This is a genomic window from Pseudactinotalea sp. (assembly GCF_048594945.1).
GTDB lineage: Bacteria > Actinomycetota > Actinomycetes > Actinomycetales > Beutenbergiaceae > Pseudactinotalea.
Genome location: NZ_JBMDXJ010000422.1, coordinates 1 through 23,496, shown reverse-complemented (window position 1 = coordinate 23,496; position 23,496 = coordinate 1). Strand labels below are relative to the sequence as shown.

Below are 23,496 nucleotides of genomic sequence, written 5' to 3'. Positions count from 1 at the left end.
TCTTCGGTGTGGCTCAGGGCATCCATCTCATGGCAACGGGACGCATGCTCGGGGAGTAGGACTTGTGCTAGTTGGACTATTACAAGTAGCCTGGGATCGTGCTCATCACCATCGACCCCTCGCAGCCCCGACCGCTCTTCGAGCAGGTCGCGGCCGCGGTGCGCCTCGCTGTCGTCAGGGGCGAGGTCGCGCCGGGGGAACGGCTCCCCGCCGCTCGTGATCTCGCCGAGGCACTGGACCTCAACGTCAACACGGTCCTGCACGCCTACCGCGACCTGCGCGACGAGGGCATCGTCGATCTGCACCGTGGCCGCGGCGCGACCGTGAGTCCCGCCGCCGCCCGCGACTACGACCGCCTGCGCGAGCAGGTCGCGGCCGTGCGCGCCGAGGCCCAGCGCCTCGGCGTCCAACCCGCGACCCTGGCCGCCATGCTCACCGAGGAGGACCAATGACCATCCGAACCCGCGCAGCCCTGCTGGGCGCACTACTGCCCGTCGTCATGGTGACCGCCAGCTTCGCGCTCATGCTCTCGTGGCGCGAACGCCTGCCCGACCCGATGGCCCTCCACTGGGGCGTCGACGGGGTGGACCGCGTCGGGTCCTTCTCGAGCCACCTGCTGCCGTTCGCGATCCTGAGCGCATCGCTCTGCCTCCCTGCGATCGTGCTCGCGCTGGTCGTCAGGGGCGCCGCACGCCGTGGCATGGTCGGGATGTCCGCCGGCATGGCGGCCATGATGGCCGGGATCGGCGTCGGCACCACCGCCATCCAGCTCGACGCCCCCGACGCCTACGCGATCTCCTCCCCCGGCGCCGCCATCGTCGTGCCGATCCTGGCCGCCGTCGCGATCGGCGTCCTCGCGACCTGGCTCGCCGGGCGCGATGCGCCCTCTCCCTCGACCGAGGCAGTGCCCGACGACGCAGCTCGCCTTCCGCTCCCGGAGGGCACCTCTGCCGTGTGGTCGGCTCCGCTGCCGTCCATCCCGGTCGGCTTCCCTGTCGGTGTGATCGGGCTGCTGCTGGCCATGGCGATCGCGATGGGTGTGCTGACCGGCGAGTGGTGGCTGCTCGTCTTCCCTGCCCTCATCGGTGCCGTGTTCCTCGTAGCGACAGGATGGCGGGTCCAGGTGGACCGATCCGGCCTGACGCTGCGGAGCGTCCTCGGCCGGCCGCGTTACCACGTGCCTGCCGACGAGATCGTGCGCGCCGACGTCACCGAGGTCAATCCGATCAAGGAGTTCGGCGGCTGGGGCATGCGGGTGGGCTACAACGGAGCGCTCGGCTTCGTCTCCCGGCGCGGCGAGGCCTTCGAGGTGGAGCGCACGGGAGACCGCCGCGTGGTGGTCACCGTCGACCGCGCGGCACAGGCCGCCGCCCTGCTCAATACGCTCGCCGACAGGACGAGACGCAGCAGTCCTGCAGAGTGAGACGGCCCCGATCCACACACTCGGCACGAGTGCGTCATGGGATCGTGACCCCGTACGCCACTCACGCCTTTCGTAAGGAACCCCATGGCACGCATCTATGACGACGCGACCCAGCTGATCGGCAACACCCCGCTGGTCCGCCTCAACAAGGTCACCGACGGCGCAGGCGCGACCGTCCTCGCGAAGCTCGAGTTCTACAACCCTGCCAACTCGGTCAAGGACCGCATCGGTGTGGCGATCATCGACGCGGCCGAGGCCTCTGGCCAGCTGCAGCCCGGCGGCACCATCGTGGAGGCCACCTCAGGCAACACCGGCATCGCGCTGGCGTTCGTCGGTGCGGCCCGCGGCTACAACGTGGTGCTGACGATGCCGGAGACGATGTCCAACGAGCGCAAGATGCTGCTGCGCGCGTTCGGCGCCGAGCTGGTGCTGACGCCGGGGTCCGAGGGCATGAAGGGCGCCGTCAACCGCGCCGACGAGATCGCCGCCGAACGCCCCGGCTCGATCCTCGCCCGCCAGTTCGCGAACGAGGCGAACCCGGAGATCCACCGCAAGACCACGGCCGAGGAGATCTGGAACGACACCGACGGGGCCGTCGACATCGTGGTCGCCGGCATCGGCACCGGCGGCACCATCACGGGCGTGGGCCAGGTGCTCAAGGCCAAGAAGCCCGAGGTGAAGATCATCGCCGTCGAGCCCGAGGAGTCCCCGATCCTCAACGGCGGCCAGCCCGGCCCCCACAAGATCCAGGGCATCGGCGCGAACTTCGTGCCGGAGATCCTCGACACCTCGGTGTACGACGAGGTCATCGACGTCAACGCCGAGACCGCCGTCAAGGTCGCCCGCCGCGCCGCCGCCGAGGAGGGCCTGCTCGTGGGCATCTCCTCCGGTGCCGCGATCCACGCCGCGACTCAGGTCGCGCAGCGCCCGGAGAACGCCGGCAAGACGATCGTCGTCGTGGTCCCGAGCTTCGGTGAGCGCTACCTGTCGACGATCCTCTTCGCGGATCTCGCCGAGGCCTGAGCAGCACCAGTGAGCGCGACCCATCACCTTCCCCTGCTCGGTCTCGTCCGGGAGGACCTGGAGACGGCACGACGGCGTGACCCCGCCGCTCGTACCTTCGTGGAGGTCGCGCTGTTGTACCCGGGTGTGCACGCGCTCTGGGCCCACCGTGTCGCGCACCGGTTGTGGGTCACGTCGCCACTGCTGCGCTTCCCGGCGCGACTGCTGTCGCAGTTCGTCCGGCTGGTCACCGGGGTGGAGATCCACCCCGGTGCCCGGCTGGGCAGGCGCTTCTTCATCGACCACGGCATGGGCGTGGTCATCGGCGAGACCGCCGAGATCGGCGACGACGTGCTGATGTTCCACACCTCGACGCTCGGCGGTCGCTCGATGAGCCACGGCAAACGCCACCCCACGATCGGTGACCGGGTCGTCATCGGTGCCGGTGCGAAGGTGCTCGGCCCGATCACGATCGGTGACGACGTGCAAGTGGGTGCCAACGCCGTCGTCGTCAAGGACGTCGAGGCGGGCGCCGTGGTGGTAGGGGTGCCCGGCAAGCCCAAGAAGGTCGCGCCTGCGGTTCGCGAGGACCTTACCGACCCCGCGATCTACATCTGAGGCGGACGGGGCTGCCAGGCGGCCCGCTTCATGTCGACGCGTGGCGGGTCGCCGACGAACGGCACGTCCTCGGCGCGCAGTCGGGCGCGCTGCTCGGCAGCGACCCGCTCGGCAAGGGCCCCGGAGGCAGTCACCACCCGCCACCAGCACACCTCGCTGCCGTAGTGGGCCATCACCCGCCCGACCACGCGCGCACTCCCCCGCCCGGTCACCTCGCGCACGGCGGCGGCGACCGCCCCGTAGCTGGTGACGCGGCCCTCGGGCACGGTGGCGACCACGTCGAGGACGAGCTCGGCGTAGTCGTCGGGTGGTGGCAGCACCCACCTATGATCGCTTGTCGTGAGCACGGCCGACGAGAACGCAGCGACTGAGCCCTACGTCTGCGAGCACTGCGACGACTCGGTGCCGCACCAGCACGTGGACGAGCAACCGCTCGTGGAGGCGTATCGGCGCGACTTGTTGCGGTCCACGCTGGCGGTGTGCGGCGTGGGTGTGGCCGCGCTCGCGGTCGTGAGTCTGCTGACCTGGCGCACGTGGGGGGCACCCACGGCCGGTTTCCACGGCGCGGCAGCCTGGCTGGTGGCGACCGGGATCGGCCTGGTCGTCTTCCTCGTGATGCGCCGAAGCGCCACCGCGACGACCGGTGTCATCGGTGGCGCGATCGCCACGGCTGCGGTCTCGCCGATCTTGGCGTTGCTGGTCGCATGGCTGGTCCCCGGACCGATCGGGCTTCGCGGCCTCACAGCGGCGCTGGGGTGGTTGGTGCCGAGCCTGCTCGTGACCAGTGTGCGGTCCGGCCGACTGCGCGACACCCTCAAGGCCCACACGCGCGCCGGCGAGGCGGCGCGCTCCGCCGTGGTTCGCACGGGCGGGCGACCCAGCCCCTACGTGGAGGCGGCGTGGCTGGTGGCGACCGCCGTCGTCTTCGGCCTGTGTGTGGCGCTCACGGCGATCATGCCGATCGCCACCGGCGTGCTGGTGCCGCTCAACGCGGCCCTGGCGATGCTGAGCCGGCGGCTGCAGGCACGCGCCGCAGGCAACACCGACACCCCAGCCCCGAGATCGTAGTTCCGCGCCGAGATCGTCGTTCTGGATCTACGAGTTCGGCGCCGATCGACGATCTCGGCGCCCGGGGCGGTGCGGGCGCGCAGGCGGCTCAGCCGCGCGCGGTCTCGTAGGCGCCGACCTCGTCGATGCGGCGCTGGTGCCGCTCGTCGCCGGAGAACGGCTCGGCCACGAACGCATCCACGATCGCGAACGCCTCCGCCTGGCTGTGCTGTCGGGCGCCGATGCCGACCACGTTGGCGTCGTTGTGCTGGCGGCCGAGCTGCGCCGTGGTGGGGTTCCACGCGAGCGCGCAGCGCACCCCGCGGACCTTGTTGGCAGCGATCTGCTCGCCGTTCCCGCTACCGCCGATGACGATGCCGAGGCTGCCCGGCTCGGCCACGACCGCCTCGGCGGCGGCGAAGCAGAACGAGGGGTAGTCGTCGAGCGGGTCGAGCTCGTGAGCCCCGTGGTCGATGACCTCGTGCCCGGAGGCGCGCAGGTGCTCGGTGAGTGCGGTCTTCAGCTCGAAGCCCGCGTGATCGGCGGCGATGTGCAGACGCATGAGCGTCATCATGCCGCACCAGCGATACTGCTGTGGTGACGTCCACCGATGCGCCCCAGACCGCCCTCATCCCCCGCGACGCCCTGTTCGGCAACCCCGAACGTGCGTCGGTCCAGATCAGCCCCGACGGGCGGCACCTGTCGTGGCTGGCGCCGGTCGACGGCGTGCTGAACGTGTGGGTCGCACCCGCAGATGACCTGGCGTCGGCCCGCCCGGTCACGCGTGACACCGCGCGGGGCATCCGCGCCTACTTCTGGAGCTACCGCCCCGATGTGCTCCTCTACCTGCGCGACAGCGGCGGCGACGAGGACTTCCACGCCTTCCGGGTGGACGTCACCGGTGGCGACCCGCTCGACCTCACCCCGTTCGAGAGCACCACCGCCGACATCGCCGGCGTCAGCCACCTCGTTCCCGACGAGGTCCTCATCGGCATGAACGACCGCGACCCCGAGCTGCACGACCTGTACCGCGTGGATCTCGCCACCGGTGAGCGCACCCTCGTGGAGCAGAACACCGAGGGCTTTCTCGGCTACCTCGCCGACGACCGCTACGAGGTGCGCTACGCCCTGCGCCAGCGCCCGGACGCCGGCATGGACCTGCTCGCACGCACCCCCGAGGGCTGGAAGGTCGCGGAGGAGATCGGCTTCGAGGACGCGCTCTCGACGGCGCCGCTCGCCCTCACCGCGGATGGTTCTGTGCTGTACATGCTCGACTCGCGCGACCGCGAGACGGCGGCGCTGGTCGCCCTCGATGTCGCGAGCAACGAGCGCTCCGTGGTGCACGCCGACCCGCGCGCGGATGTGCAGGGTCGGCTGCTCGTGCACCCGAGGTCCGGCGTGGTGCAGGCGGTGGGCGTCACCTACCTGGAGCCGGAGTGGGCGGTCATCGACGAGACGGTGTCCACCGACCTGGAGCGGCTCCGCACTCTCGGTCCCGGCGATGCCGCGGTCAACACCCGCACGCTCGACGACACCACCTGGGTGATCGCCTACTCGGCTCCCGACACCCCGCTCGCCTATCACCTGTATCACCGTGCCTCCGGCGAGATCGAGTACCTGTTCAGCGGCCGCCCCGCGCTGGACGGCGCCCCGCTGGTCACGATGACCGGCGTGGAGATCCCGGCCCGGGACGGGCTGACACTCCCCAGCTACCTGACGCTGCCGGCCGGTGTGACGCTCGATGTGGATGGTCGCGCGAGCACCGCGGTGCCGATGGTGCTGTTCGTTCACGGTGGCCCGTGGGCGCGCGACACCTTCGGCTACGACTCCTGGGCGCAGTGGCTCGCCAACCGCGGTTACGCGGTGCTGCAGACGAACTTCCGCGGCTCCACCGGGTTCGGGAAGGCGTTCACCAACGCGGGAGACCAGCAGTGGGGCGCCACGATGCACGACGACCTGCTGGACACCGTCGACTGGGCCGTGGCACACGGCGTCACCACCCCGGACCGGGTCGCGGTGATGGGCGGCAGCTACGGCGGCTACGCCACGCTCGCCGGGCTGGCCTTCACGCCGGAGGTCTTCGCGTGCGGGGTCGACATCGTGGGTCCGTCGAACCTGCACACGCTGCTCGAGACGATCCCGCCCTACTGGAAGCCGATGTTCGAGCAGCTCGCGCGCCGCGTGGGCGACCCGCGGACCGAGGAGGGCCGGGCCCTGCTGACCGAGCGGTCACCGCTCACCAGAGCCGAGCAGATCGTGCGCCCCCTGCTGATCGGTCAGGGCGCCAACGACCCGCGCGTCAAGCAGGCCGAGAGCGATCAGATCGTCGAGGCGATGACCCACAACGGCATCCCGGTCACGTACGTGCTGTTCCCGGACGAGGGTCACGGTTTCCACCGCCCGGAGAACAGCAAGGCGTTCAACGCGATCGCGGAGAACTTCCTCGCCGCCCACCTCGGCGGCCGCGCCGAGCCCATCGACGGCGACCTGTCAGGTTCCAGCACCGCCGTGCCCACCGGCGCCGACGGCGTCCAGGGCCTCCCGGAGGCGCTCACGGGCCACGAGCCAGTGGTTCGCGCCTAGCGACCACGCTCCCCTCCCGCCGAGCAGGAGGTTCTGCCCGGAAACCAGCCCCATAGCGTGCAGAACCACCTGTTCGGCCCGCAGGGTGGCCTGCCCTCAGCCTCGCCCGAGCGTCGTCCCCCCGTTGACCTGCAGGATCTGCCCGGTGGTCCACCCCGCCTCGGGCGAGGCGAGATAGGCCACAGCCTCGGCCACTTCCTCGGGTGTGCCTGGCCGACCCATCGGGATCTGCGCCACGCGCGACTGCGCCACCTTCGGGTCGGCGGCGACACGTTCGCGCCAGAAGTCGGTGTCAGGCACGAACCCGGGGGCGACGGCGTTGACCGTGATCCCCGACGTCGCGAGCGCACTGGCCTCCGACCACATCCAGGCGTTCACGGCGGCCTTGGCGGCGCCGTAGGCGCCGGAGCCGCGAATCGCGGCGACCGAGCTCATCGCGACCACGCGGGCGCCCGGTGAGGTCAGGTGGGAGCGCAGCGCGTGGGCGAGCAGCACGGTGGTGAGCACGTTGCCCTCGAAGTCGGCGCGCCAGGACTCGGCGACGCCGGCCAGATCGTCACGGCCGCCCACTCCGAAGTTGCCGCCGGCGTTGAGGAACAGCACGTCCACGGTGGGTCCGCTGCTGATCTCCGCGGCGGCATTACCCACGGCTACCGGATCGCTGAGGTCAGCGGTGTGCACGGTGACGTCGACCTCGGGGTTGGCGGCCCGGAGGTCCGCGGCGGTCTGCTCCAGCACGCTCAGCCGGCGTCCCACCAGGGCGAACGAAGGGCTCTCGGGCAGCAGCCGGAACGCGGCGGCACGACCGAAGCCGGTGCCGCCGCCGGTGATGACGATGCGTCGGGTCATGCGCCGTGTCTACGCGGCCGGGAGCCCCGCCGCAAGCCAGCCGGTGAAGCCGCCCTCGACCGAGGTGACCCGAGGATCGCCGCCGCGGGCCAACCGACCGGCCCGGGCGCCGTCGTCGTCCACGAGGAACACCCGGGAGGCGAGCGACTCACGCAACCAGACACCGAGTTCGAGCCGGTCGACGACGACGGTCGCGACCTCCGGAGGGAGGTCACCATCGCGGTCGCGACGGCGGGCGGTGCGCAGGTCCACGAGGACGGCGCGCCCGTACAGGGCGGCCTGGTAGGCGGCGCGTGGCGAGACCGCTGCGCGCGGGGTGGTGCTGACGGGGGCGTTGCTGAGGACGATGTCCCAGGTGGTGCCGGTGGTGACGGCCATGTGGTGCTCCGAGGTCTGCGTCGAGATGTGTGGGCTGCTGGGTCAGGAGCAGGTACACATCTCGCAGAGACGCATGCCACGACCGGCGCCGGCGGCGCGGGTGCGGGTGCGGGCGATCTCGGTGGTCACGGGACCATTCGACCAGGTTCGCTCCCGGTGGCGACGTCGCCGCCGGGACGTTCCGGATGGTGAGACTCAGCCGAGGCTCGGGCCGTTCCTGGTGATCGTGAAGCTGGCGCCGGTACTGAGGTTGACGCACCGCACGCCGTTGGTGGTCGAGGTGCACATGAAGTCACCGACCGCGGTGGTCTGCTCAGGGGTGTACTCGAGCACGGTCCGGTCGCCCGGTGCTGCGCCGCCGATGTCACCCTCGGGGCAGGGGTACTCGGCGCCTTCGGTCGTGACCTGGATGACCTTGCCCGCGAGATCGTTGTCGGCGCAGCCGTCGATCTGAGGGGGTTGATACTCGATCTGGTCGATCTGGCAGGTCGCAGCGGCATCGGTGATCGTGCACCAGATGTTGCCGCTTGGGGTCTGGAACTCGGCCAGATCGAGAGCGTCATCCGGGGCGGTGACGGCCTGCGTCGAGGTCGGCGACGTCGGCTCCTCGGTGGGCTCGCCCGCGGTCGCACTGGTGGAGCCGTCGTCCGGCCTGTCGTCCGGTCGGTCCGGGGCCGTGACGAACAGGAAGATCAGCACGCCGATGAGGACCACGTCGATCACGATGAGCGTGATCGCCAGGGGTCCCAGGCGGCGGGCAGCGGGCATCGGGGTCAGCCTCTCCTCGTTCGAGCACCCCTAAGGTACGCGAACCGGCGAGCCAGCGACGATCAGGGTTCGTCAGTCGAAGATCGGGCCCTGCGTGCGCGTGCGCTTGATCTCGTAGAAACCCGGGTAGCCCGCGACGAGCACGGCGCCGTCCCAGAGCTTGCCGGCCTCTTCACCCTTGGGCGCGGGAGTGATCACGGGGCCGAAGAACGCGGTGCCGTTGAACGCGACGATCGGGGTGCCCACGTCCTCACCGACCTGGGTGATGCCTTCGCTGTGCGAGGCGCGCAGGGCGACATCGACGTCGTCGCCGGGGGTGTTGTCCCAGACCTCGATCAGGTCCGCAGGCAACCCCACCTCGGCGAGTGCCTCGACGACGAGCGGCTTCAGGCCCTCCTCCTTGCGGCGGCCCTGCGGGTGGATCCGCGTACCGACCGCATCGTAGAGCTGCTTGACGTACTCCTCGCCGTGCCGCTGCTGCGCGGCGATGATCACACGCACCGGGCCCCAGCCCTCGGCGAGCCCCTTCTTGTACTCCTCGGAGAGCTCGTCGCGGCCCTCGTTGAGCACGGACAGGCTCATCACGTGCCACCGCACGGTGACGTCACGGACCTTCTCGACCTCGCTGATCCAGCGGGAGGTCATCCACGCCCACGGGCAGGTGGGGTCGAACCAGAAGTCGGCGACGGCGGTGGTGGTGGGTGTGGTTACCTCGGAGCTCATGGTGGTCCTCTCGATCAGGTCGGGTGCCTCGACAGATCCAACCACCCCAGGCGATCGTTGTTCCCGCTCGGGGGCACCGTCTCGATCAGCGGATCGCCTCACCGATCGCTCGAATGGCGGCGTCGAGCCGGTCGGGTGGGTGGGCGGCGTACCCGAGCACAAGGCCCGGGCGATGCTGGGGGTCGTGGCGGAGGCGGTGCCGCGAGAGCGGATGGACGATGACTCCGCTTGAGGCTGCCCTCTGTGCCACGGTGACGTCGTCGACCTCGTGCGGCAGCAGGACGAGCACGTGGAGGCCCGCCGCCACCCCGGTCACCTCGGCTCTGGGTAGGTGGCGCCGCACCGACTCGACCACGGCATCGCGCCGCAGCCGCTGCCGCCGGCGCACGCGCCGCAGGTGGGTGTCGTAGTCGCCGCTGTCCAGCAGGCGCGCCAGCACGAGCTGCGGCAGCGCTGGGCTCCCGAGGTCGGCGTCATGCCGAGCTTGGACGAGCTCGTCGAGCAGCCGGGGCGGTGGCACCAGCCAGCCCAGCCGCATCCCCGGGGCCAGCGTCTTCGACGTGCTGCCGGTGTGTGCCACATGGTCGGGCGCCGCTCCCTGCAATGCGACGACCGGCGGACGGTCGTAGCGGTGCTCAGCGTCGTAGTCATCCTCCACGAGCAGCCCGCCGGTCGCGACCAGACGATCCAGCAGCGCTCGCCGGCGCTCCGGAGCCAGGACGACACCGACGGGGAACTGGTGTGCCGGTGTGAGCATCACCGTCGTGACACCGTCGGGGATCCGTTCGATCCGCGCGCCATCGGCGTCGACCGGTACCCCGACGGCGTGGATGCCCCAGCTCTCCAGCTGTTCACGGGCGCCTCTCGAACCTGGGTCCTCGACCGCCGCCTCGGTCACGCCCCGCGCACCCAGCACACGCCAGAGCAACGCCAGTGCTTGCGCAACGCCGGCGACGACCACGACGCCGTCGGGCTCCACGCGCACACCGCGAGTACGGGCGAGCCAGCGGGACAGAGCGGTGCGGAGAGCGACGTGACCGCGCACGTCTCCGTATCCGAGGTCGGTCGCGCGTGCCTGCGCGAGCACGGCCTTCTCGGCACGCAGCCACGCCGAGCGCGGGAACGCCGACAGGTCCGGGACCCCGGGCGAGAGGTCGAGGTCCGTCGAGGCTGCGGGCCGGCGAAGCAGTACCCGGTCAGCGCGACCGGAAGCGAGCGCGGCACCGGTCGTGGTGACGGCGGTGCCGCCGCCGGTGCGGCCCAGGACGAGACCCTGCCCGGCCAGACGCTCGTACGCGGCAACGACCACGCCGCGTGAGACTCCGAGATCGGCGGCGAGCACACGGGTGGCGGGCAACCGGTCGCCGGCGCGTAGCCGCCCGTCGTCGATCGCGGCGCGGATCTTGGTGGCCAGCCAGGCAGCGCGTCCGCGTGCGGGCGCGGCGCCGATGTCCAGCGCCAGAAAGTCCGATCCCACCATCCCGCTCTCCCAGCGACGTATCGGCGCTTTGGACCTGAATACTAGACACAGATTGGACCTGTCATCAGTCCAAGTTCGGCCACACGCTGGTGGCATGGTCCAGCGGGTGCAGTTCACGAGTGAGCGAGCAGGTCCCGGCTCGCACGAGCGTGGGTCGATGGTCGCGTCGGCACAGGGCGCGCTCGGGATGGTCTTCGTCGGCGGCAGCGTCGCCGTGAGCGCACTCCTGGTCGACGCTCCCATGCACACCGCGCAGGCCGCGCGCTACCTGCTCGCCTGCCTCCTCATCGCTGGCTGGGCACGGCTGCGTGGCGTCCGCGTTCACCGACCTACCGGGACCGAGTGGGCGTGGCTCGTCGGAGTCGCCGCGACCGGGTTGGTGCTCTTCAACGTCGCGCTCGTCGAGGGCTCCAAGCACGCCGAGCCCGCAGTGCTCGCAGTCGCCATCGCCAGCGTCCCGATCGTGCTGGGGATCCTCGGCCCACTGCTGGAGGGCAGCCGGCCATCGATCCGCATGCTCACCGCGGCGGGCATCGTGACCGCCGGCGCCGCCATCGTGCACGGAGTCGGGCGAAGCGATGCCGGGGGACTGGGCTGGGCACTGCTGGTGCTCGCCTGCGAAGCGGGGTTCACGCTGCTTGCGGTGCCGGTCCTCCGCCGCCACGGCCCGGTCGGCGTCTCCATCTGGACCACCGCGATCGCCGCGGCCGCCTTCGCGCTCATCGGCGTGGGATTCGAGGGGCCGACGGCGGTGCTGCGGCTGACTGCGCCGCAACACCTCGCGACTGCGTACCTCGCCATCGCGGTGACGGCGGTGGCGTTCGTGCTCTGGTACAGCGCGGTGCAGCGGCTCGGCTCGGCGCGTGCCGGGCTGCTCACGGGCGTCGCACCCGTCAGCGCGGCACTCGCGTCCGCGGCGCTCGTCGGCAGCCTGCCCGCACCGGCGACCTGGTGGGGGCTTGCCCTGGTCTCGGGCGGCCTCTGGATCGGGTTGTGGCCCCGAGCCCGGCGAACAGCGCAGGCTCGAGCCAGCGGGCACCTCCGCCGGTCATCACCGTGAGGCGAGCAGGTGTCCACGTGGCAGGATCGCAGGCACACCTGACGTCTGATCAAGGAGCCCACCCGTGCCCGGAGAGAACCTCACCCGCGCCGAGGCGGCCGAACGCGCCGCCGTCGTCCGCACCCACAGCTACGACGTCGAGCTCGACCTGACCCGGGGAGCGGACGTGTTCGGCTCGACCACAGTGGTGAGGTTCTCCGCGACGACCGGGGCGTCGACGTTCATCGACCTGATCGCCTCCGTGGTGCACGAGGTGGTGCTCAACGGCGTCTCGCTCGATCCCGCCGAGGTGTTCGGCGACTCGCGGATCCAGCTCGAGAACCTCGCGGAGGAGAACGAGCTCCGTGTGGTGGCCGACGGCGCCTACATGAACACCGGCGAGGGTCTGCATCGGTTCGTGGACCCCGTGGACGACGAGGTGTACCTGTACTCGCAGTTCGAGGTCGCCGACACCCGCCGGGTCTTCGCGGTGTTCGAGCAGCCTGACCTGAAGGCCACCTTCACGTTCACGGTCACGGCGCCGGACCACTGGCAGGTGATCTCCAACTCCCCCGCCCCGGAGCCGACCCACGCGGGTGAGGGCACCGCTGTCTGGTCGTTCGAGCCCACGCCCGTGCTCCCCTGCTACGTGACCGCCATCGTGGCCGGCCCCTACCACCGAGAGACCAGCACGCTCACGAGCAGCGATGGCCGTGAGATCCCGCTCGGAGTGTTCTGCCGAGCCTCGCTCGCCGAGCACCTCGACACCCAGAACATCGTGGACATCACCACGGCCGGTTTCGCCTTCTACGAGAAGGCGTTCGACATGCCGTACCCGTACGCCAAGTACGACCAGCTGTTCGTGCCGGAGTTCAACGCGGGTGCGATGGAGAACGCCGGCTGCGTCACGTTCGTGGAGAACTACGTGTTCCGGTCCAAGCCCACCGAGGCGACCGTGGAGCGCCGGGTGGTCACGATCCTGCACGAGCTCGCGCACATGTGGTTCGGCGACCTGGTAACGATGCGCTGGTGGGACGATCTGTGGCTGAACGAGTCCTTCGCCGAGTACGCCTCCACCCTCGCGACCGCCGAGGCCACCCGGTGGACCCAGGCGTGGACCACGTTCTCCTCGCTGGAGAAGTCCTGGGCCTACCGGCAGGACCAACTCCCCTCGACGCACCCGATCGTGGCCGACATGGTCGATCTCGAGGCCGTGGAGGTCAACTTCGACGGCATCACCTACGCCAAGGGTGCCTCGGTGCTCAAGCAGCTGGTCGCGTGGGTGGGGCAAGATGCGTTCCTTGCCGGTGTGCAGCAGTACTTCAAGAAGCACGCGTACGGCAACACCGAGCTGCGTGACCTGCTGGTCGAGCTGGAGGCCACGAGTGGGCGCGACCTGTCGGCGTGGTCGAAGGTGTGGCTCGAGGAGGCCGGCGTCACGCTGCTGCGCCCGGAGATCGAGACCGACAGCCAGGGCCGGATCTCGAGCTTCACGATCCGCCAGGAGACCCCGCAGGAGATGTCCTCGCTGCGGCCGCACCGTCTCGCGGTGGGCGGTTACGACGTGCAGCCTGACGGCACCCTGACGCGCACCCAGCACATCGAGCTCGACATCGACGGCGCCGCCACCCCCGTGCCGCAGCTCGTGGGCCTGGATCGGCCCGACATCGTGCTCGTCAACGACGACGACCTCGCGTACGCCAAGGTGCGCCTGGACCACGAGTCCCTGACCGCGGCCACCCAGCACCTCTCGGGCTTCACCGATTCGCTCCCCCGCACCCTGGTGCTGGCGGGCGCGTGGGACATGACTCGCGACGGCGAGACGCCGGGTCGCTTGTTCGTGGACCTGGTCCTGGGCAACATCGCGAGCGAGACCGATTCCACCGTGGTGATGGTGCTGCTGCGCCAGCTCGCCAGCACGGTCGACCACTACGTCGACCCCCGGGTTCGGGACGAGTTGTCCACGCGCGTGGCCGACCGGCTGTGGGAGCTCGCGGTCGCGGCCGAGGCCGGCTCCGACAGCCAGCTCCAGTTCGTCAAGGCGTTCGCCGGCCGCGCCGAGACCGAGGAGCAGACGGCGAGGCTTCGGGCGCTGCTCGACGGCGCCGAGGACGTGCCCGGTCTCGTGGTGGACACCGATCTGCGCTGGGACCTGCTCGCCGGGCTCGCCTCCGCCGGTGCCGCGTCCGAGGACGACATCGCTACCGAGCTGGCCAGCGATGGCACGGCGGCCGGTCAGCGCGCTGCAGCCAGCGCCCGCGCGGCGCTGCCGAACGCGGACGCCAAGGCGGCTGCGTGGCGCGACGTGGTGGAGGACGACAAGCTGCCCAACGCGGTGCAGGCGGCGGTGATCGGGGGCTTCGGCCGCTCGGCCGACCGCGAGCTGCTGGTGCCGTTCGTCGAGCCCTACTTCGATGCGATCGAGAAGGTGTGGGACCACCGCACCAACGAGATCGCGCAGAACATCGTCAGCGGTCTCTACCCGAGCCAGCTCGCTGACATCGACAACGCCTACGGGGTGGACGTGCTCGCACGCACCGACGCCTTCCTCGAGGCGCTGGGCGATCGGGTGCCGGCGTTGCGCCGCCTCGTGGTCGAGAGCCGCGACTCCGCCCGCCGTGCGCTCGACGCGCAGCGGGCGGATCGGGCGGCGGGGGCGTAGCCGACCAGGGTCGGAGGGCGGCGTCCTCCCGGAGGATGGCGCCGCCCGGGGAAGATGCCGCCGAGAGCGGACGCCAGCGACGCTGCGCGCTTCATAGCGTCGTTCACATGCACACACACCACAGAGTCCGTCTGTCCGCCGTTGCGCTCGCGACCGCTCTCGCTGCCACGGTGGCGGGGTGCGGCGTCGCCGGCGAGATCGCGGATGGCCTCGACGAGAGCGACGCCAAGGAGCACGCCGTCGACACCGGCGCCGAGGGCAAGGAGTCACAGCTTCTCGCCGCGTGGGTCCCCGATGACGCCCGCGATGTCCGCGTCATGCAGCGCACCACCGGAAGCGAGCGGCTGCTGACCTTCGAGTACTCCGGCGACGTTCCCGAGGACTGCCTGGCGATCGCGACCCCTGGCTCCCCGACTACCGACGAGCTCGAGCAGGCCTACGCGACCGACCTTCGTACCGCCGAGTTCCCTGTCGACCGATGGAGCACATCACCCACGCTGACCGCGGACTGGTGGCCATCGGGTCAGCAGGACCAGACCACGCACCTGTGCGGTCGGTGGTGGGTCAGCGCCGACGGCGGCACGTTCTACGCCTTCGGCGCCGAGCTGGTGTGACCGTCAGCGGCACCGGGTGTCCACTCGGACGCGAGCATCGCGTAGCCGAGTCCATCCATCCACTCGCCCGAGCGGTGCAGAGACTCGGCGACCGCGTGCGTCTCGAGCCGCATCCCGAGCCGCTCCATCAGTGCCCGCGAGGGTGCGTTCGCGGCGAAGCAGAGTGCCTCGACCCGTCGGATCCCGAGGTCCTCGAAGCAGAGCCTGAGCAGTTCCCGTACCGCCTCGGTGGCGTAGCCGTGGCCGTGGTGATCCGGGTCGAAGACCCAGCCCAGCTCGGCTTGCGTCCCCCGCGCCTGCTCGACGACCTCGGACTGCGCCCACGCATCCTGGAGATCGAGCTTGAGGTCGCCGATGATCGCGCCCGCGCGTTCGACGACGAGGGTGGGCACCAGTCGGTCGGGCTCAGCGAAGCTCGCACGGAAGTCGTCAAGGTCACCCGGTAGCGAGGTCATGTACCGCGCGACCGGCTCCAGGCGCCGGTAGCGCCAGATCGTGTCGACGTCCGACGGCGCGGCTCGCCTGATCAGGAGCCGCTCGGTTCGCCGTGGCCAGCTGAGGTCGTCGAGGGTGCTGGTCATGATCGCTGATGGTAGTCCGGGTCGCGCACCGCCATGTGAAGCGTGCTTGACAATCGACGTCAAGCACGCTTGTCTTCTGGATGTCAAGGGTGCTTCACACCCCTCGCCCGGAAATTCAGGAGAACCACATGTCCGAGAACCCCACCCGAACCCAGCCTCGGGCACCGCTGTCCTCGTACGTGCTGATGGTGCTGCTCGGCCTCGCCGCGAGCGCGGCGAGCGCGGCCGCTGTCGCATTCACCCGTGACGATCACCGACTGCTGGCCGCCGGCGTCATGCTGGCTGCCACCCTGCCTGTCACCCTCAGCCTCGGGTGGGTGCTGTTCGTCTCCCAGCACACGACCGACCCGGACCCCTACGCGGAGGACAACGTGGAGACCCGATGGTTCGAGCGCGCCGCCTCCCGGACGCTGACCGACGTGTTCGCGGCAGCCGGCCTCGCGACCGGCGTGCTCGCGATCGGAGGCGACCGGCTGCAGCCACAGGCGTGGCTCGTGTCGCTGGCGGTGGCGATACTGATCCTCGTGGACTTCGGCGTCCGATACACCGTTCTCCAGCGCCGCACGGTGGGTGACGCCGATGCGTAACTCGATCGCGCAGCTGCGCGCTGAGCACGGACTCACGCAGGCCGAGCTCGCGAAGCACCTCGGCGTGTCACGGCAGACGGTCATCTCGATCGAGCGGGGGCGGTACGACCCGTCGCTCCCCCTGGCCTTCCGGATCGCCCGTGTCTTCACGAGCACGATCGAAGAGGTCTTCGACGGACCCGACGAGCCCGCGTGAGCGCTGGTGCGGTCAGCTTCGCCGCTCAGCCGATCGGACGAATCTCGACGCCGCCGCCCTGGTGCAGGATCGGGTTCCGGCGCGCGATCGCCAGCGCCTCCTCGACACCGTCGGCCTCGACGACGTAGAACCCGACCACGGACTCAGCGGCCTCCAGGTACGGGCCGTCCGTGACGCCGTCGGGACGCAGTGAGCGAGTCTGATCCGCCCCGGCGAGGGAACAGCCGAAGGTCATCTCGCCGGCGTCGGTCATCTCGCGGGCGTAGACGTCGTGCTCCGCGAGGTCGGCCTCCTCGCCCTCGCCGCTCGCGTTCGGGTGGTACATGAAGACGGCGAACTCAGCCATCGTGCGCTCCTGTCGTGGGGATCGTTGTCATGACCATGACGCGCGACGGACAGGGAGATCGACGTCGTCTCAGGTGTGGATCCAGGTGAGCAGCAGGTTCCCGGCCTCGACCCGCTCGGCGTCGGTGACGGCAAGATGGTCGGGATCGGCCGCGAGCGCGATCACGGCGACGATCGCGCTCATGCCACGGGCTACGACGTCGTCGGGTGACCAGCGCACGAGCGGCTGACCGGCACTGACCTCGTCGCCCTGCTCAGCGAGGAGCTCGAAGCCGGCACCCTTGAGCTGCACGGTGTCGATGCCGAGGTGGACCAGCACGCCACGCTCACCCTCGCCCGGGCCTGCGATGACGAACGCATGGGGGTGCATCGCCGCGACCACGCCGCTGACCGGAGCCACTGCCTCGACCACGGGAGCGACGCCGAGGTCGGGCGAGATCGCGGACCCAGGGCCGACCATCGCGGCCGCGAAGACCGGGTCCGGCACCTCTTCCAGACCGATGACGCGACCGCTGCTCGGGGCGAGGACGTCGACGTTCTTCTCAGACATGCGCACGCAGTTCCCTGGTCACGGCACCCACCAGCGACCGGAGGCGGGCGTTGTCGGCGAGCTCCTCGACGAGCACGCAGCGTTCGCCGCCATCGGCAAGCGGGATCTTCCAGTTGGGGTACTCGGTGTCGGTGCCCGGCTGGTTCTGGGTGCGCCGCTCCCCCACCGCATCGGCCAGCGAGACGCCCAGAAGGGCCGAGGGCGTCTGAGCGATGTAGGCGTGCAGCGCCTCGACGGTCTGGCGTTCGGTCGGGTCGTCCGAGAGCAGACCGCGCGAGGCGACCGCGGCGAGCATCCGTTCCCGTTGGATCCGCGCCTCGAGCCGCACCTGCGCCACCGGTTCGGTCAGCAGGCCGAGGCGGTTCCGCAGGTCGACGTGCTCCTCTGCGAGGTACCCGGCGGTGGGCGGCAGGTCGTGCGTGGTCACGGTGGCGAGCACGAGGCGCCGGTAGTCCTCGGGCGGGCGCGGCTGACCATCCTCGGTGTGCTCGAACCAGAGCACCGAGGTACCGAGCACACCGCGGCGATCGAGGTACTCACGCACCCACGGCTCCACGGTGCCGAGGTCCTCGCCGATCACCACGGCCCCGGCGCGGTGCGCCTCGAGCGCGAGCACTCCGATCATCGCGTCGTGGTCGTAGCGCACGTAGGTGCCCTGCGACGGGCTCGCACCGTTGGGGATCCACCAGAGCCGGAAGAAGCCGATGATGTGGTCCACCCGCAACGCACCCGCGTGCCGCAGCACGGTACGCACCATGTCGCGCACGGGCGCGTAGCCGGACTCCGCGAGCGCGTCCGGACGCAGCGGCGGCTGGCTCCAGTCCTGGCCCTGCTGGTTGTAGAAGTCAGGCGGCGCACCCACGGAGATGTTGCGGGCGAGCACGTCACGCAACGACCACGCGTCGGCACCCTCCGGGTGCACTCCGACGGCGAGATCATGCATGATCCCGAGCCGCATCCCGTTCTCACGGGCAGCGCGCTGGGCGCGGGCGAGCTGGGCATCGGCCACCCACTGCAGCCACACGTGGAAGTCGATCCGTTCGGCGAGCTCGCGGCGCAGCGCGGCCAGCGTGCCCGGCGTCGCGTTCTCGACCGTGAGCGGCCAGTCACGCTCGTCGTAACGCTCGTGCACCGCGCACCACAGGGCGAAGTCCTCCAGGCCCTCGCCCTGCTCGCGTCGGAACGCGTCGAGCTCACGCTGCCGCGAGCGCGAACGGCCCGCCGCGAAGATGGTCTCGAGCGCCGGACGCTTGGCGTCCCAGACGGCGTCCCGATCGATCGGTGACGGATCCTCGTTGGCCGGGGACACGCCGTCGAACGCCCACTCGACCAGGGTGCGCTGGCTCGTGGGCAGGTACCCGATCTCGGGGATGTCCTCGGGGCGGATGTAGAGCGGGTTGACGAACCGACGGGTCGCCGGCAGGTACGGCGACGGCGTGATCGGCGTTGTCGGCTCGGCGGCGTGCAGCGGGTTGACCAGCAGGAAGTCGGCACCGAGCTCGCCGCCCGTGGTGGTCAGCTCCGCCAGATCGGCGAAGTCACCGAGGCCCCACGAGCGCTGTGAGCGGACCGAGTACAGCTGCGTCATCAGGCCCCAGGCGCGCTCCCCCAGCTCGGCGCGTAGCGCGGGAAGCTCGAGCCGGGCCGGGGTGACCGCCAGGGGTGCGCTGGCCTCGCCGTCGGCTCCGCTCGCGCGCAGCGTGTGCCACCCGAGCGGCAGCGTGCGCGGGATCTCGAAGGTGGCGCGCCCGACCCGACGCCCGTCGACCGCGTGGGCGGGTGTCCACTCGTCGATCTGCTCGAGCGCAACCTCGCCGCCCTCCTCGAGCTCAATGACGGCAGTGACGTCGGACCCGTCGGTGACGTGCACCGGAATCTTGGCGACGACCCCCTCGGTGACGATCACGCTCGGAGGCAGCATGCGACGCCACGGGGCGAGATCTGCGTCGGTGAGACTCTGTTCGATCTCCTCGGCTGTCTCGGCCGGGACCTCGAGCGCGGCGAGCACCGCACGGATGGTGCTCGCGGGGACATGTTGCTGAGTTCCGTCGATGTCCCAGTACTCGGTAGCGACCCCGTGGGCGCGTGCCAGGGCGCGCAGGTCGTCGCTCACCGGCTCGGACTGGCCGGTGGCCTGCTCGGGTGTGTCGGTCACGGCTGCGGGGACTCCCAGGTCGTTGCGCCCCGCCCACCGGGGAGCGGTTCGATCTTGCCAGAGGCGGAACAGGTTGCGTGGACGCCGTGCCCGGCAGATTGTCGATCGGGAACCTCATTACGCTGGCTCCGTGCCCATCGATGCCGACGCCCCCGTAGCGCAGGCCTTCGCGCTCCCACTCCGCATCGCCATCATCGCGCTGGTGGCGGTCGCCGTCACGTTGCTGCTGCGGTTCGTGGTGTCCCGTGTGATTCGCCGATTGTCGCGCATCCCCACGAAGCAGTTCGGCGCCGGGGAGAACGCCAAGATCGTGCTCGGAGACCCGAATCGGGTGGGTCAGCGACTGCAGACCTTCCAGTCGGTGCTCAACTCGACGATCGCCATCGTCGTCGGCTCGGTGGCGGTGCTGATGATCCTCAGCGAGGTCGGGGTCCAGGTGGCGCCGCTGCTGGCCTCGGCCGGTGTGGTGGGGGTGGCGCTGGCGTTCGGCGCCCAGTCGCTGGTGCGGGACGTCATCAGCGGTGTGTTCATGCTCGTCGAGGACCAGTACGGTGTGGGCGACTGGGTCGAGCTTGGCGCCACCGGGACGGTGATGGCTGCCGGTACCGTGGAACGTGTCGCACTGCGGATCACCACCATCCGCGACGACGACGGCCGGGTCTGGCACATCCGCAACGGCGAGATCATGCGGGTGGCGAACGAGTCGCAGGGGTGGTCGCACGCCGTGGCGCAGGTGCAGGTGCAGCCCCGGACCGAGATCACCGCTGCCCGCGACGTGATGCTGTCGGTGACCGAGCTGCTCCGCAGCGAGGAGCCCTACCGCGACGCGATCCTCGACGATCCCGAGGTCCGCGTCGAGGAGATCTCAGGTGCGGGCATCACGCTGCGCTGGTCGGTGCGTACACGACCGGGTCAGCAATGGCGTGTGGCGAGCGCGATGCGGCGCCGGCTCACCACGGCGTTCGCCGAGCACGGGATCGAGCTCGTCTGAGGGCTCAGCCCTGGCGGAGCTGCTCCATCGCGGCGGCCAGGTCATCGGCCTCGGGGCCGACCACGACCTGCACCACGCGGCCCGAGCGCACCACGCCGAACACGCCGTGGCTGCGCAGCGTCTCTTCGTCGACGAGTGCGGGGTCGGAGACCTCCACGCGCAGGCGCGTGATGCAGGGCTCCAGATCGACGACGTTCTCGTTGCCGCCCAACGCCGACAGGATCTCCTCGGCCTTGCCCACACCCGCTCCTTCGTGGTCGATGCTCGCCCGCATGTCGGGACGTCGTCTCAGCATACGCGGCGCACCCCCGCGCGCACCTGCGAGTTTCGCTGTCTGCGCAACCCTTCACGATCCGCTCACGTTGTCCCCGATCGACCTCCTACCCTGGCGAGGTGACTGCATCCGCTCCCGAGCCCGGGATCCCGCTCCGTTCACGATCCGCCGCGCCGAGCCATCCCGGCTCGTTCTACGACGCTGTGGGCGGTGAGCCGACGTTCCGCGCGATCGTGCACCGCTTCTACGAGCTCGTCGCCACCGACGAGCTGTTGCGGCCGATGTACCCCGAGGAGGATCTCGGCCCCGCGGAGGACCGGCTGCGGATGTTCCTCGAGCAGTACTGGGGCGGCCCGACCACGTACTCCGAGCAGCGCGGACATCCGCGGCTGCGGATGCGGCACCACCCGTTCCCGATCGGTCCCAGCGCCCGGGATCGGTGGTTGCAGCACATGAGGGTCGCCGTCAAGGAGGCGAACCTGACGCCGTTGCACGAGGCCACCCTGTGGGACTACCTGGAGCGAGCCGCGCACGCGATGCTCAATCTGGCCGAGGACCCGGCATGAGTGAGCGCGCCTCGGCCGACTCCCCCCGGCCGCTCGAGGCGGTGCTCGAGGTGCTCGACCTTACCGAGACCGGCGCGGACACGTTCGAGGGCCGGTCGCTGCCGCAGCTGCACGGCCGCGTCTACGGCGGACAGGTGTTGGCGCAGGCCATCATCGCGGCCCAGCGCACGCTCGAGGGTGATCTCGCGCGGCGGCTGATCCACTCGCTGCACGGCTACTTCCTGCGGCCGGGCGACCTCGAGGCCCCGATCACGTTCGCGGTGGAGCGACTCCGTGACGGCGGATCCTTCAGCGCCCGCCGCACCCACGCGCTGCAGGAGGGCAAGCCGATCCTGTCGATGATCGCCTCCTTCCAGGAGATCCAGGAGGGCATCGAGCACACCGAGCCGATGCCCGAGGTGCCCGCACCTGAGGACCTGCCGAGCTCGGTGGCCCTGTTCGAGCAGATCGACCACCCAGCGGCGGCGTTCTTCTACCGCAACGCCGCGTTCGACATCCGGCACACCGGAGCGTCGCTGTTCGTGGCGCCCGCGCCCGAACGCGAGTCCACGCAGGCGCTGTGGATGCGCGCACGCGCACCGATCCCGGGTGGCCAGCCCGAGCACCGCGCGTTGCTGGCGTTCGCGTGCGACCAGGTGATGCTGGAGCCAGTGCTGCGCGCCCACGGTGCGTTCTGGCGCAGCAAGGGCACCAGCATCGCCTCGCTGGACCACGCGATGTGGTGGCACCGCGACGTGGATCTGAGCGACTGGCTGCTCTACGTCCAGGACTCCCCGACGGCGCAGGGCGGGCGAGGTCTCGGCCTCGCCCGGGTCTTCGCCCGGGACGGGCGTCTCGTGGCCACCATCGCGCAGGAGGGCATGGTCAGGGTCCCGCAGCCCTAAGGCCCTCGGGCGCTGAGCCGCTCCCCCTTGCCGAGATCCAGGATCTGGGCTACGGTCGAATGTAAGCGCATACATCAGCACTTCTGACCGAGAGACGCCGACGTCCGACGGAGGATCGCATGGCCCGGTCCACTCGCCCCACTGTGTACACGGTGGCCGAGCACGCCCGCGTTTCCGTGGCCACCGTGTCCCGCGCGCTGGCCGCCCCGCACCGGGTGTCCGAACCGACCCGGCGTCGGGTCCTCGATGCGATCGACAGCCTGGGATACGTCCCGCACGGCGGTGCCCGCTCGCTCGCTGCCGATTCCCACCGGGCACACGGACTGGTGCTGCCCGAGCTCGTCGGGCCCTACTACTCCGACCTGCTGATGGGCTACGAGCGCGAGGCGGCGACCGGCGGGGACTCGGTAGTGATCGCACTGGCCGGCGGCGAGCTCGATCACATCGCCTCCAAGCTGCTCCGGCTCGCCGGCAGCGTGGATGGGATCGTCGTGATGGGAGCGTCCGCGCTACCTCGCCACGCTCTTGCAGCGATACGGGACCAGGTCCCCGTGCTGGGGCTGACGGGCGGCGCCGCACAAGGGCTGGAGGTCATCGGCACCCAGAGCGTCGAGAGCGCGTGCGAGCTGACGCGACATCTGATTGCTCACGGCCGTACTCGACTCGCGTTCGTCGGCGATCCCGCACTCGGTGAGGACATCGAGGGCCGCTACCGCGGCTTCTGCGACGCCTTGGGCCCGCAGGCTCCCGAGCCGGTCCGGGTAGGTCCGAGCGAGGCCGACGGGGTCGCCGTGGCCGAGCGGATGCTTGCGGGCGAGCTCGACGTCGACGGCCTCGTGTGCGCGAACGATGAGCTGGCGCTCGGAGCCATGGTCACACTGGCAGCGCGTGGCTGCCGCGTACCCGAGGATGTCGCCGTGGTCGGCTGGGACGACGTGATGGCGGCCCGCTTCGTCCGCCCCTCGCTCACGACTGTACGACAGCCGGTCACCGAGCTCGGAGCCACGGCTGCCCGGCGACTGCGCGAGCTGATCGCGGCCGCCCGGACCGAACAGGTCGCTGCGACGCCAGCGCCCGAGCGCTTGACGACCTCTGTCATCTACCGACGCTCGTGCGGATGCGCGAGCGATGCCTCCAACGAACAGGAGAAGCCATGAGCACGCAACGAACACGGCTGGTGG

27 protein-coding genes are annotated in these 23,496 nt (G+C 70.6%); 15 read left to right on the top strand and 12 right to left on the bottom strand.

The window, feature by feature from the left end; genetic code table 11:
* Positions 1–98: 98 nt before the first annotated feature.
* From ACOJSN_RS19405 to cysE, 4 genes are all read left to right on the top strand, one after another.
* Positions 99–452: a GntR family transcriptional regulator gene (locus ACOJSN_RS19405; RefSeq protein WP_420114130.1), complete on the top strand. Its 354-nt coding sequence runs from the start codon at positions 99–101 to the stop codon at positions 450–452.
* A complete protein-coding gene (locus tag ACOJSN_RS19400; protein ID WP_420114129.1) occupies positions 449–1,423 on the top strand; it encodes a DUF1648 domain-containing protein in 975 nt (324 codons plus the stop codon). Before ACOJSN_RS19405 ends, ACOJSN_RS19400 begins: the two co-directional genes overlap by 4 nt.
* A gap of 84 nt (positions 1,424–1,507) precedes the next feature.
* Positions 1,508–2,446, top strand: coding sequence for a cysteine synthase A (cysK, locus tag ACOJSN_RS19395; protein ID WP_420114128.1), 939 nt, complete (start codon positions 1,508–1,510; stop codon positions 2,444–2,446).
* A 9-nt stretch (positions 2,447–2,455) separates the two neighbouring features.
* Positions 2,456–3,043, top strand: coding sequence for a serine O-acetyltransferase (cysE, locus tag ACOJSN_RS19390; protein ID WP_420114127.1), 588 nt, complete (start codon positions 2,456–2,458; stop codon positions 3,041–3,043).
* Here the strand turns inward: cysE and ACOJSN_RS19385 are convergent.
* Positions 3,034–3,363 (bottom strand): MGMT family protein, encoded by a 330-nt coding sequence (locus ACOJSN_RS19385; protein ID WP_420114126.1) that lies wholly within the window; start codon positions 3,361–3,363, stop codon positions 3,034–3,036. The two genes, cysE and ACOJSN_RS19385, sit on opposite strands and share 10 nt — an antisense overlap.
* Before the next feature lie 19 nt (positions 3,364–3,382).
* On the opposite strand from ACOJSN_RS19385, the gene ACOJSN_RS19380 reads away from it, so the two are divergent.
* Positions 3,383–4,111: a hypothetical protein gene (locus ACOJSN_RS19380; RefSeq protein ID WP_420114125.1), complete on the top strand. Its 729-nt coding sequence runs from the start codon at positions 3,383–3,385 to the stop codon at positions 4,109–4,111.
* 88 nt (positions 4,112–4,199) lie between these two features.
* Here the strand turns inward: ACOJSN_RS19380 and ACOJSN_RS19375 are convergent, their stop codons facing one another.
* Positions 4,200–4,652, bottom strand: a complete 453-nt coding sequence (locus ACOJSN_RS19375) for a ribose-5-phosphate isomerase (protein ID WP_420114124.1) — start codon at positions 4,650–4,652, stop codon at positions 4,200–4,202.
* 35 nt (positions 4,653–4,687) lie between these two features.
* Between ACOJSN_RS19375 and ACOJSN_RS19370 the strand changes: the two genes are divergently transcribed.
* Complete coding sequence (locus ACOJSN_RS19370; protein ID WP_420114123.1) at positions 4,688–6,673, top strand: S9 family peptidase; 1,986 nt, start codon at positions 4,688–4,690, stop codon at positions 6,671–6,673.
* A 96-nt stretch (positions 6,674–6,769) separates the two neighbouring features.
* Here ACOJSN_RS19370 and ACOJSN_RS19365 read toward each other — a convergent pair whose 3' ends face one another.
* From ACOJSN_RS19365 to ACOJSN_RS19345, 5 genes are all read right to left on the bottom strand, one after another.
* Entirely contained in the window at positions 6,770–7,522 is a 753-nt protein-coding gene (locus ACOJSN_RS19365) for an SDR family NAD(P)-dependent oxidoreductase (RefSeq protein ID WP_420114122.1), read from the bottom strand.
* A 9-nt stretch (positions 7,523–7,531) separates the two neighbouring features.
* Complete coding sequence (locus ACOJSN_RS19360; protein ID WP_420114121.1) at positions 7,532–7,900, bottom strand: rhodanese-like domain-containing protein; 369 nt, start codon at positions 7,898–7,900, stop codon at positions 7,532–7,534.
* A gap of 195 nt (positions 7,901–8,095) precedes the next feature.
* Complete coding sequence (locus tag ACOJSN_RS19355; protein WP_420114120.1) at positions 8,096–8,668, bottom strand: hypothetical protein; 573 nt, start codon at positions 8,666–8,668, stop codon at positions 8,096–8,098.
* 72 nt (positions 8,669–8,740) lie between these two features.
* Positions 8,741–9,391, bottom strand: a complete 651-nt coding sequence (locus tag ACOJSN_RS19350; protein WP_420114119.1) for a disulfide bond formation protein DsbA — start codon at positions 9,389–9,391, stop codon at positions 8,741–8,743.
* An 85-nt stretch (positions 9,392–9,476) separates the two neighbouring features.
* Complete coding sequence (locus ACOJSN_RS19345) at positions 9,477–10,871, bottom strand: PLP-dependent aminotransferase family protein (protein ID WP_420114118.1); 1,395 nt, start codon at positions 10,869–10,871, stop codon at positions 9,477–9,479.
* Positions 10,872–10,965: 94 nt separating this feature from the next.
* Here ACOJSN_RS19345 and ACOJSN_RS19340 point away from each other — a divergent pair, with 94 nt between their 5' ends.
* The 3 genes from ACOJSN_RS19340 to ACOJSN_RS19330 all read left to right on the top strand — a co-directional run bounded on the left by ACOJSN_RS19340 (position 10,966) and on the right by ACOJSN_RS19330 (position 15,186).
* A complete protein-coding gene (locus tag ACOJSN_RS19340; protein ID WP_420114117.1) occupies positions 10,966–11,931 on the top strand; it encodes a DMT family transporter in 966 nt (321 codons plus the stop codon).
* A 64-nt stretch (positions 11,932–11,995) separates the two neighbouring features.
* Entirely contained in the window at positions 11,996–14,572 is a 2,577-nt protein-coding gene (pepN, locus tag ACOJSN_RS19335; protein ID WP_420114116.1) for an aminopeptidase N, read from the top strand.
* A 107-nt stretch (positions 14,573–14,679) separates the two neighbouring features.
* Positions 14,680–15,186 carry a hypothetical protein gene (locus ACOJSN_RS19330; RefSeq protein WP_420114115.1) on the top strand — a complete coding sequence of 169 codons (507 nt, stop codon included), beginning with the start codon at positions 14,680–14,682 and terminating at the stop codon, positions 15,184–15,186.
* Here ACOJSN_RS19330 and ACOJSN_RS19325 read toward each other — a convergent pair.
* Positions 15,159–15,767, bottom strand: a complete 609-nt coding sequence (locus ACOJSN_RS19325) for a GNAT family N-acetyltransferase (RefSeq protein WP_420114114.1) — start codon at positions 15,765–15,767, stop codon at positions 15,159–15,161. The genes ACOJSN_RS19330 and ACOJSN_RS19325 overlap by 28 nt on opposite strands.
* 128 nt (positions 15,768–15,895) lie before the next feature.
* On the opposite strand from ACOJSN_RS19325, the gene ACOJSN_RS19320 reads away from it, so the two are divergent.
* Positions 15,896–16,354 (top strand): hypothetical protein, encoded by a 459-nt coding sequence (locus tag ACOJSN_RS19320; protein ID WP_420114113.1) that lies wholly within the window; start codon positions 15,896–15,898, stop codon positions 16,352–16,354.
* On the top strand, positions 16,347–16,550 hold the full coding sequence (locus tag ACOJSN_RS19315; RefSeq protein ID WP_420114112.1) for a helix-turn-helix transcriptional regulator: 204 nt from the start codon (positions 16,347–16,349) through the stop codon (positions 16,548–16,550). Before ACOJSN_RS19320 ends, ACOJSN_RS19315 begins: the two co-directional genes overlap by 8 nt.
* A 25-nt stretch (positions 16,551–16,575) precedes the next feature.
* Here the strand turns inward: ACOJSN_RS19315 and ACOJSN_RS19310 are convergent, their stop codons facing one another.
* From ACOJSN_RS19310 to malQ, 3 genes are all read right to left on the bottom strand, one after another.
* Positions 16,576–16,896: a YciI family protein gene (locus ACOJSN_RS19310; protein ID WP_420114111.1), complete on the bottom strand. Its 321-nt coding sequence runs from the start codon at positions 16,894–16,896 to the stop codon at positions 16,576–16,578.
* A gap of 69 nt (positions 16,897–16,965) precedes the next feature.
* A complete protein-coding gene (locus ACOJSN_RS19305; protein WP_420114110.1) occupies positions 16,966–17,445 on the bottom strand; it encodes a PTS sugar transporter subunit IIA in 480 nt (159 codons plus the stop codon).
* Positions 17,438–19,600 (bottom strand): 4-alpha-glucanotransferase, encoded by a 2,163-nt coding sequence (gene malQ / locus ACOJSN_RS19300; RefSeq protein WP_420114109.1) that lies wholly within the window; start codon positions 19,598–19,600, stop codon positions 17,438–17,440. The genes ACOJSN_RS19305 and malQ overlap by 8 nt, the downstream gene beginning before the upstream one ends.
* Positions 19,601–19,730: 130 nt before the next feature.
* Between malQ and ACOJSN_RS19295 the strand changes: the two genes are divergently transcribed.
* Positions 19,731–20,591: a mechanosensitive ion channel family protein gene (locus ACOJSN_RS19295; RefSeq protein WP_420114108.1), complete on the top strand. Its 861-nt coding sequence runs from the start codon at positions 19,731–19,733 to the stop codon at positions 20,589–20,591.
* A 4-nt stretch (positions 20,592–20,595) separates the two neighbouring features.
* On the opposite strand, the gene ACOJSN_RS19290 is transcribed toward ACOJSN_RS19295, so the two are convergent.
* Positions 20,596–20,832, bottom strand: coding sequence for a glucose PTS transporter subunit EIIB (locus ACOJSN_RS19290; RefSeq protein WP_420114132.1), 237 nt, complete (start codon positions 20,830–20,832; stop codon positions 20,596–20,598).
* 179 nt (positions 20,833–21,011) lie between these two features.
* Between ACOJSN_RS19290 and ACOJSN_RS19285 the strand changes: the two genes are divergently transcribed.
* From ACOJSN_RS19285 to ACOJSN_RS19275, 3 genes are all read left to right on the top strand, one after another.
* Positions 21,012–21,431 (top strand): globin, encoded by a 420-nt coding sequence (locus ACOJSN_RS19285; protein WP_420114131.1) that lies wholly within the window; start codon positions 21,012–21,014, stop codon positions 21,429–21,431.
* Positions 21,428–22,315, top strand: a complete 888-nt coding sequence (locus ACOJSN_RS19280; RefSeq protein WP_420114107.1) for an acyl-CoA thioesterase — start codon at positions 21,428–21,430, stop codon at positions 22,313–22,315. The genes ACOJSN_RS19285 and ACOJSN_RS19280 overlap by 4 nt, the downstream gene beginning before the upstream one ends.
* 119 nt (positions 22,316–22,434) lie before the next feature.
* Positions 22,435–23,472 (top strand): LacI family DNA-binding transcriptional regulator, encoded by a 1,038-nt coding sequence (locus tag ACOJSN_RS19275; RefSeq protein ID WP_420114106.1) that lies wholly within the window; start codon positions 22,435–22,437, stop codon positions 23,470–23,472.
* Positions 23,473–23,496 lie beyond the last annotated feature (24 nt).

Coding starts and splice junctions, on each gene's coding strand:
- ACOJSN_RS19305 (WP_420114110.1), bottom strand. CDS start 17,445: ATGTCTGAGAAGAACGTCGACGTCCTCGCCCCGAGCAGCGGTCGCGTC.
- ACOJSN_RS19325 (WP_420114114.1), bottom strand. CDS start 15,767: ATGACCAGCACCCTCGACGACCTCAGCTGGCCACGGCGAACCGAGCGG.
- ACOJSN_RS19330 (WP_420114115.1), top strand. CDS start 14,680: ATGCACACACACCACAGAGTCCGTCTGTCCGCCGTTGCGCTCGCGACC.
- ACOJSN_RS19280 (WP_420114107.1), top strand. CDS start 21,428: ATGAGTGAGCGCGCCTCGGCCGACTCCCCCCGGCCGCTCGAGGCGGTG.
- ACOJSN_RS19340 (WP_420114117.1), top strand. CDS start 10,966: ATGGTCCAGCGGGTGCAGTTCACGAGTGAGCGAGCAGGTCCCGGCTCG.
- ACOJSN_RS19400 (WP_420114129.1), top strand. CDS start 449: ATGACCATCCGAACCCGCGCAGCCCTGCTGGGCGCACTACTGCCCGTC.
- cysK (WP_420114128.1), top strand. CDS start 1,508: ATGGCACGCATCTATGACGACGCGACCCAGCTGATCGGCAACACCCCG.
- ACOJSN_RS19310 (WP_420114111.1), bottom strand. CDS start 16,896: ATGGCTGAGTTCGCCGTCTTCATGTACCACCCGAACGCGAGCGGCGAG.
- ACOJSN_RS19375 (WP_420114124.1), bottom strand. CDS start 4,652: ATGCGTCTGCACATCGCCGCCGATCACGCGGGCTTCGAGCTGAAGACC.
- ACOJSN_RS19275 (WP_420114106.1), top strand. CDS start 22,435: ATGGCCCGGTCCACTCGCCCCACTGTGTACACGGTGGCCGAGCACGCC.
- ACOJSN_RS19365 (WP_420114122.1), bottom strand. CDS start 7,522: ATGACCCGACGCATCGTCATCACCGGCGGCGGCACCGGCTTCGGTCGT.
- ACOJSN_RS19355 (WP_420114120.1), bottom strand. CDS start 8,668: ATGCCCGCTGCCCGCCGCCTGGGACCCCTGGCGATCACGCTCATCGTG.
- ACOJSN_RS19315 (WP_420114112.1), top strand. CDS start 16,347: ATGCGTAACTCGATCGCGCAGCTGCGCGCTGAGCACGGACTCACGCAG.
- ACOJSN_RS19345 (WP_420114118.1), bottom strand. CDS start 10,871: ATGGTGGGATCGGACTTTCTGGCGCTGGACATCGGCGCCGCGCCCGCA.
- ACOJSN_RS19350 (WP_420114119.1), bottom strand. CDS start 9,391: ATGAGCTCCGAGGTAACCACACCCACCACCACCGCCGTCGCCGACTTC.
- ACOJSN_RS19320 (WP_420114113.1), top strand. CDS start 15,896: ATGTCCGAGAACCCCACCCGAACCCAGCCTCGGGCACCGCTGTCCTCG.
- ACOJSN_RS19360 (WP_420114121.1), bottom strand. CDS start 7,900: ATGGCCGTCACCACCGGCACCACCTGGGACATCGTCCTCAGCAACGCC.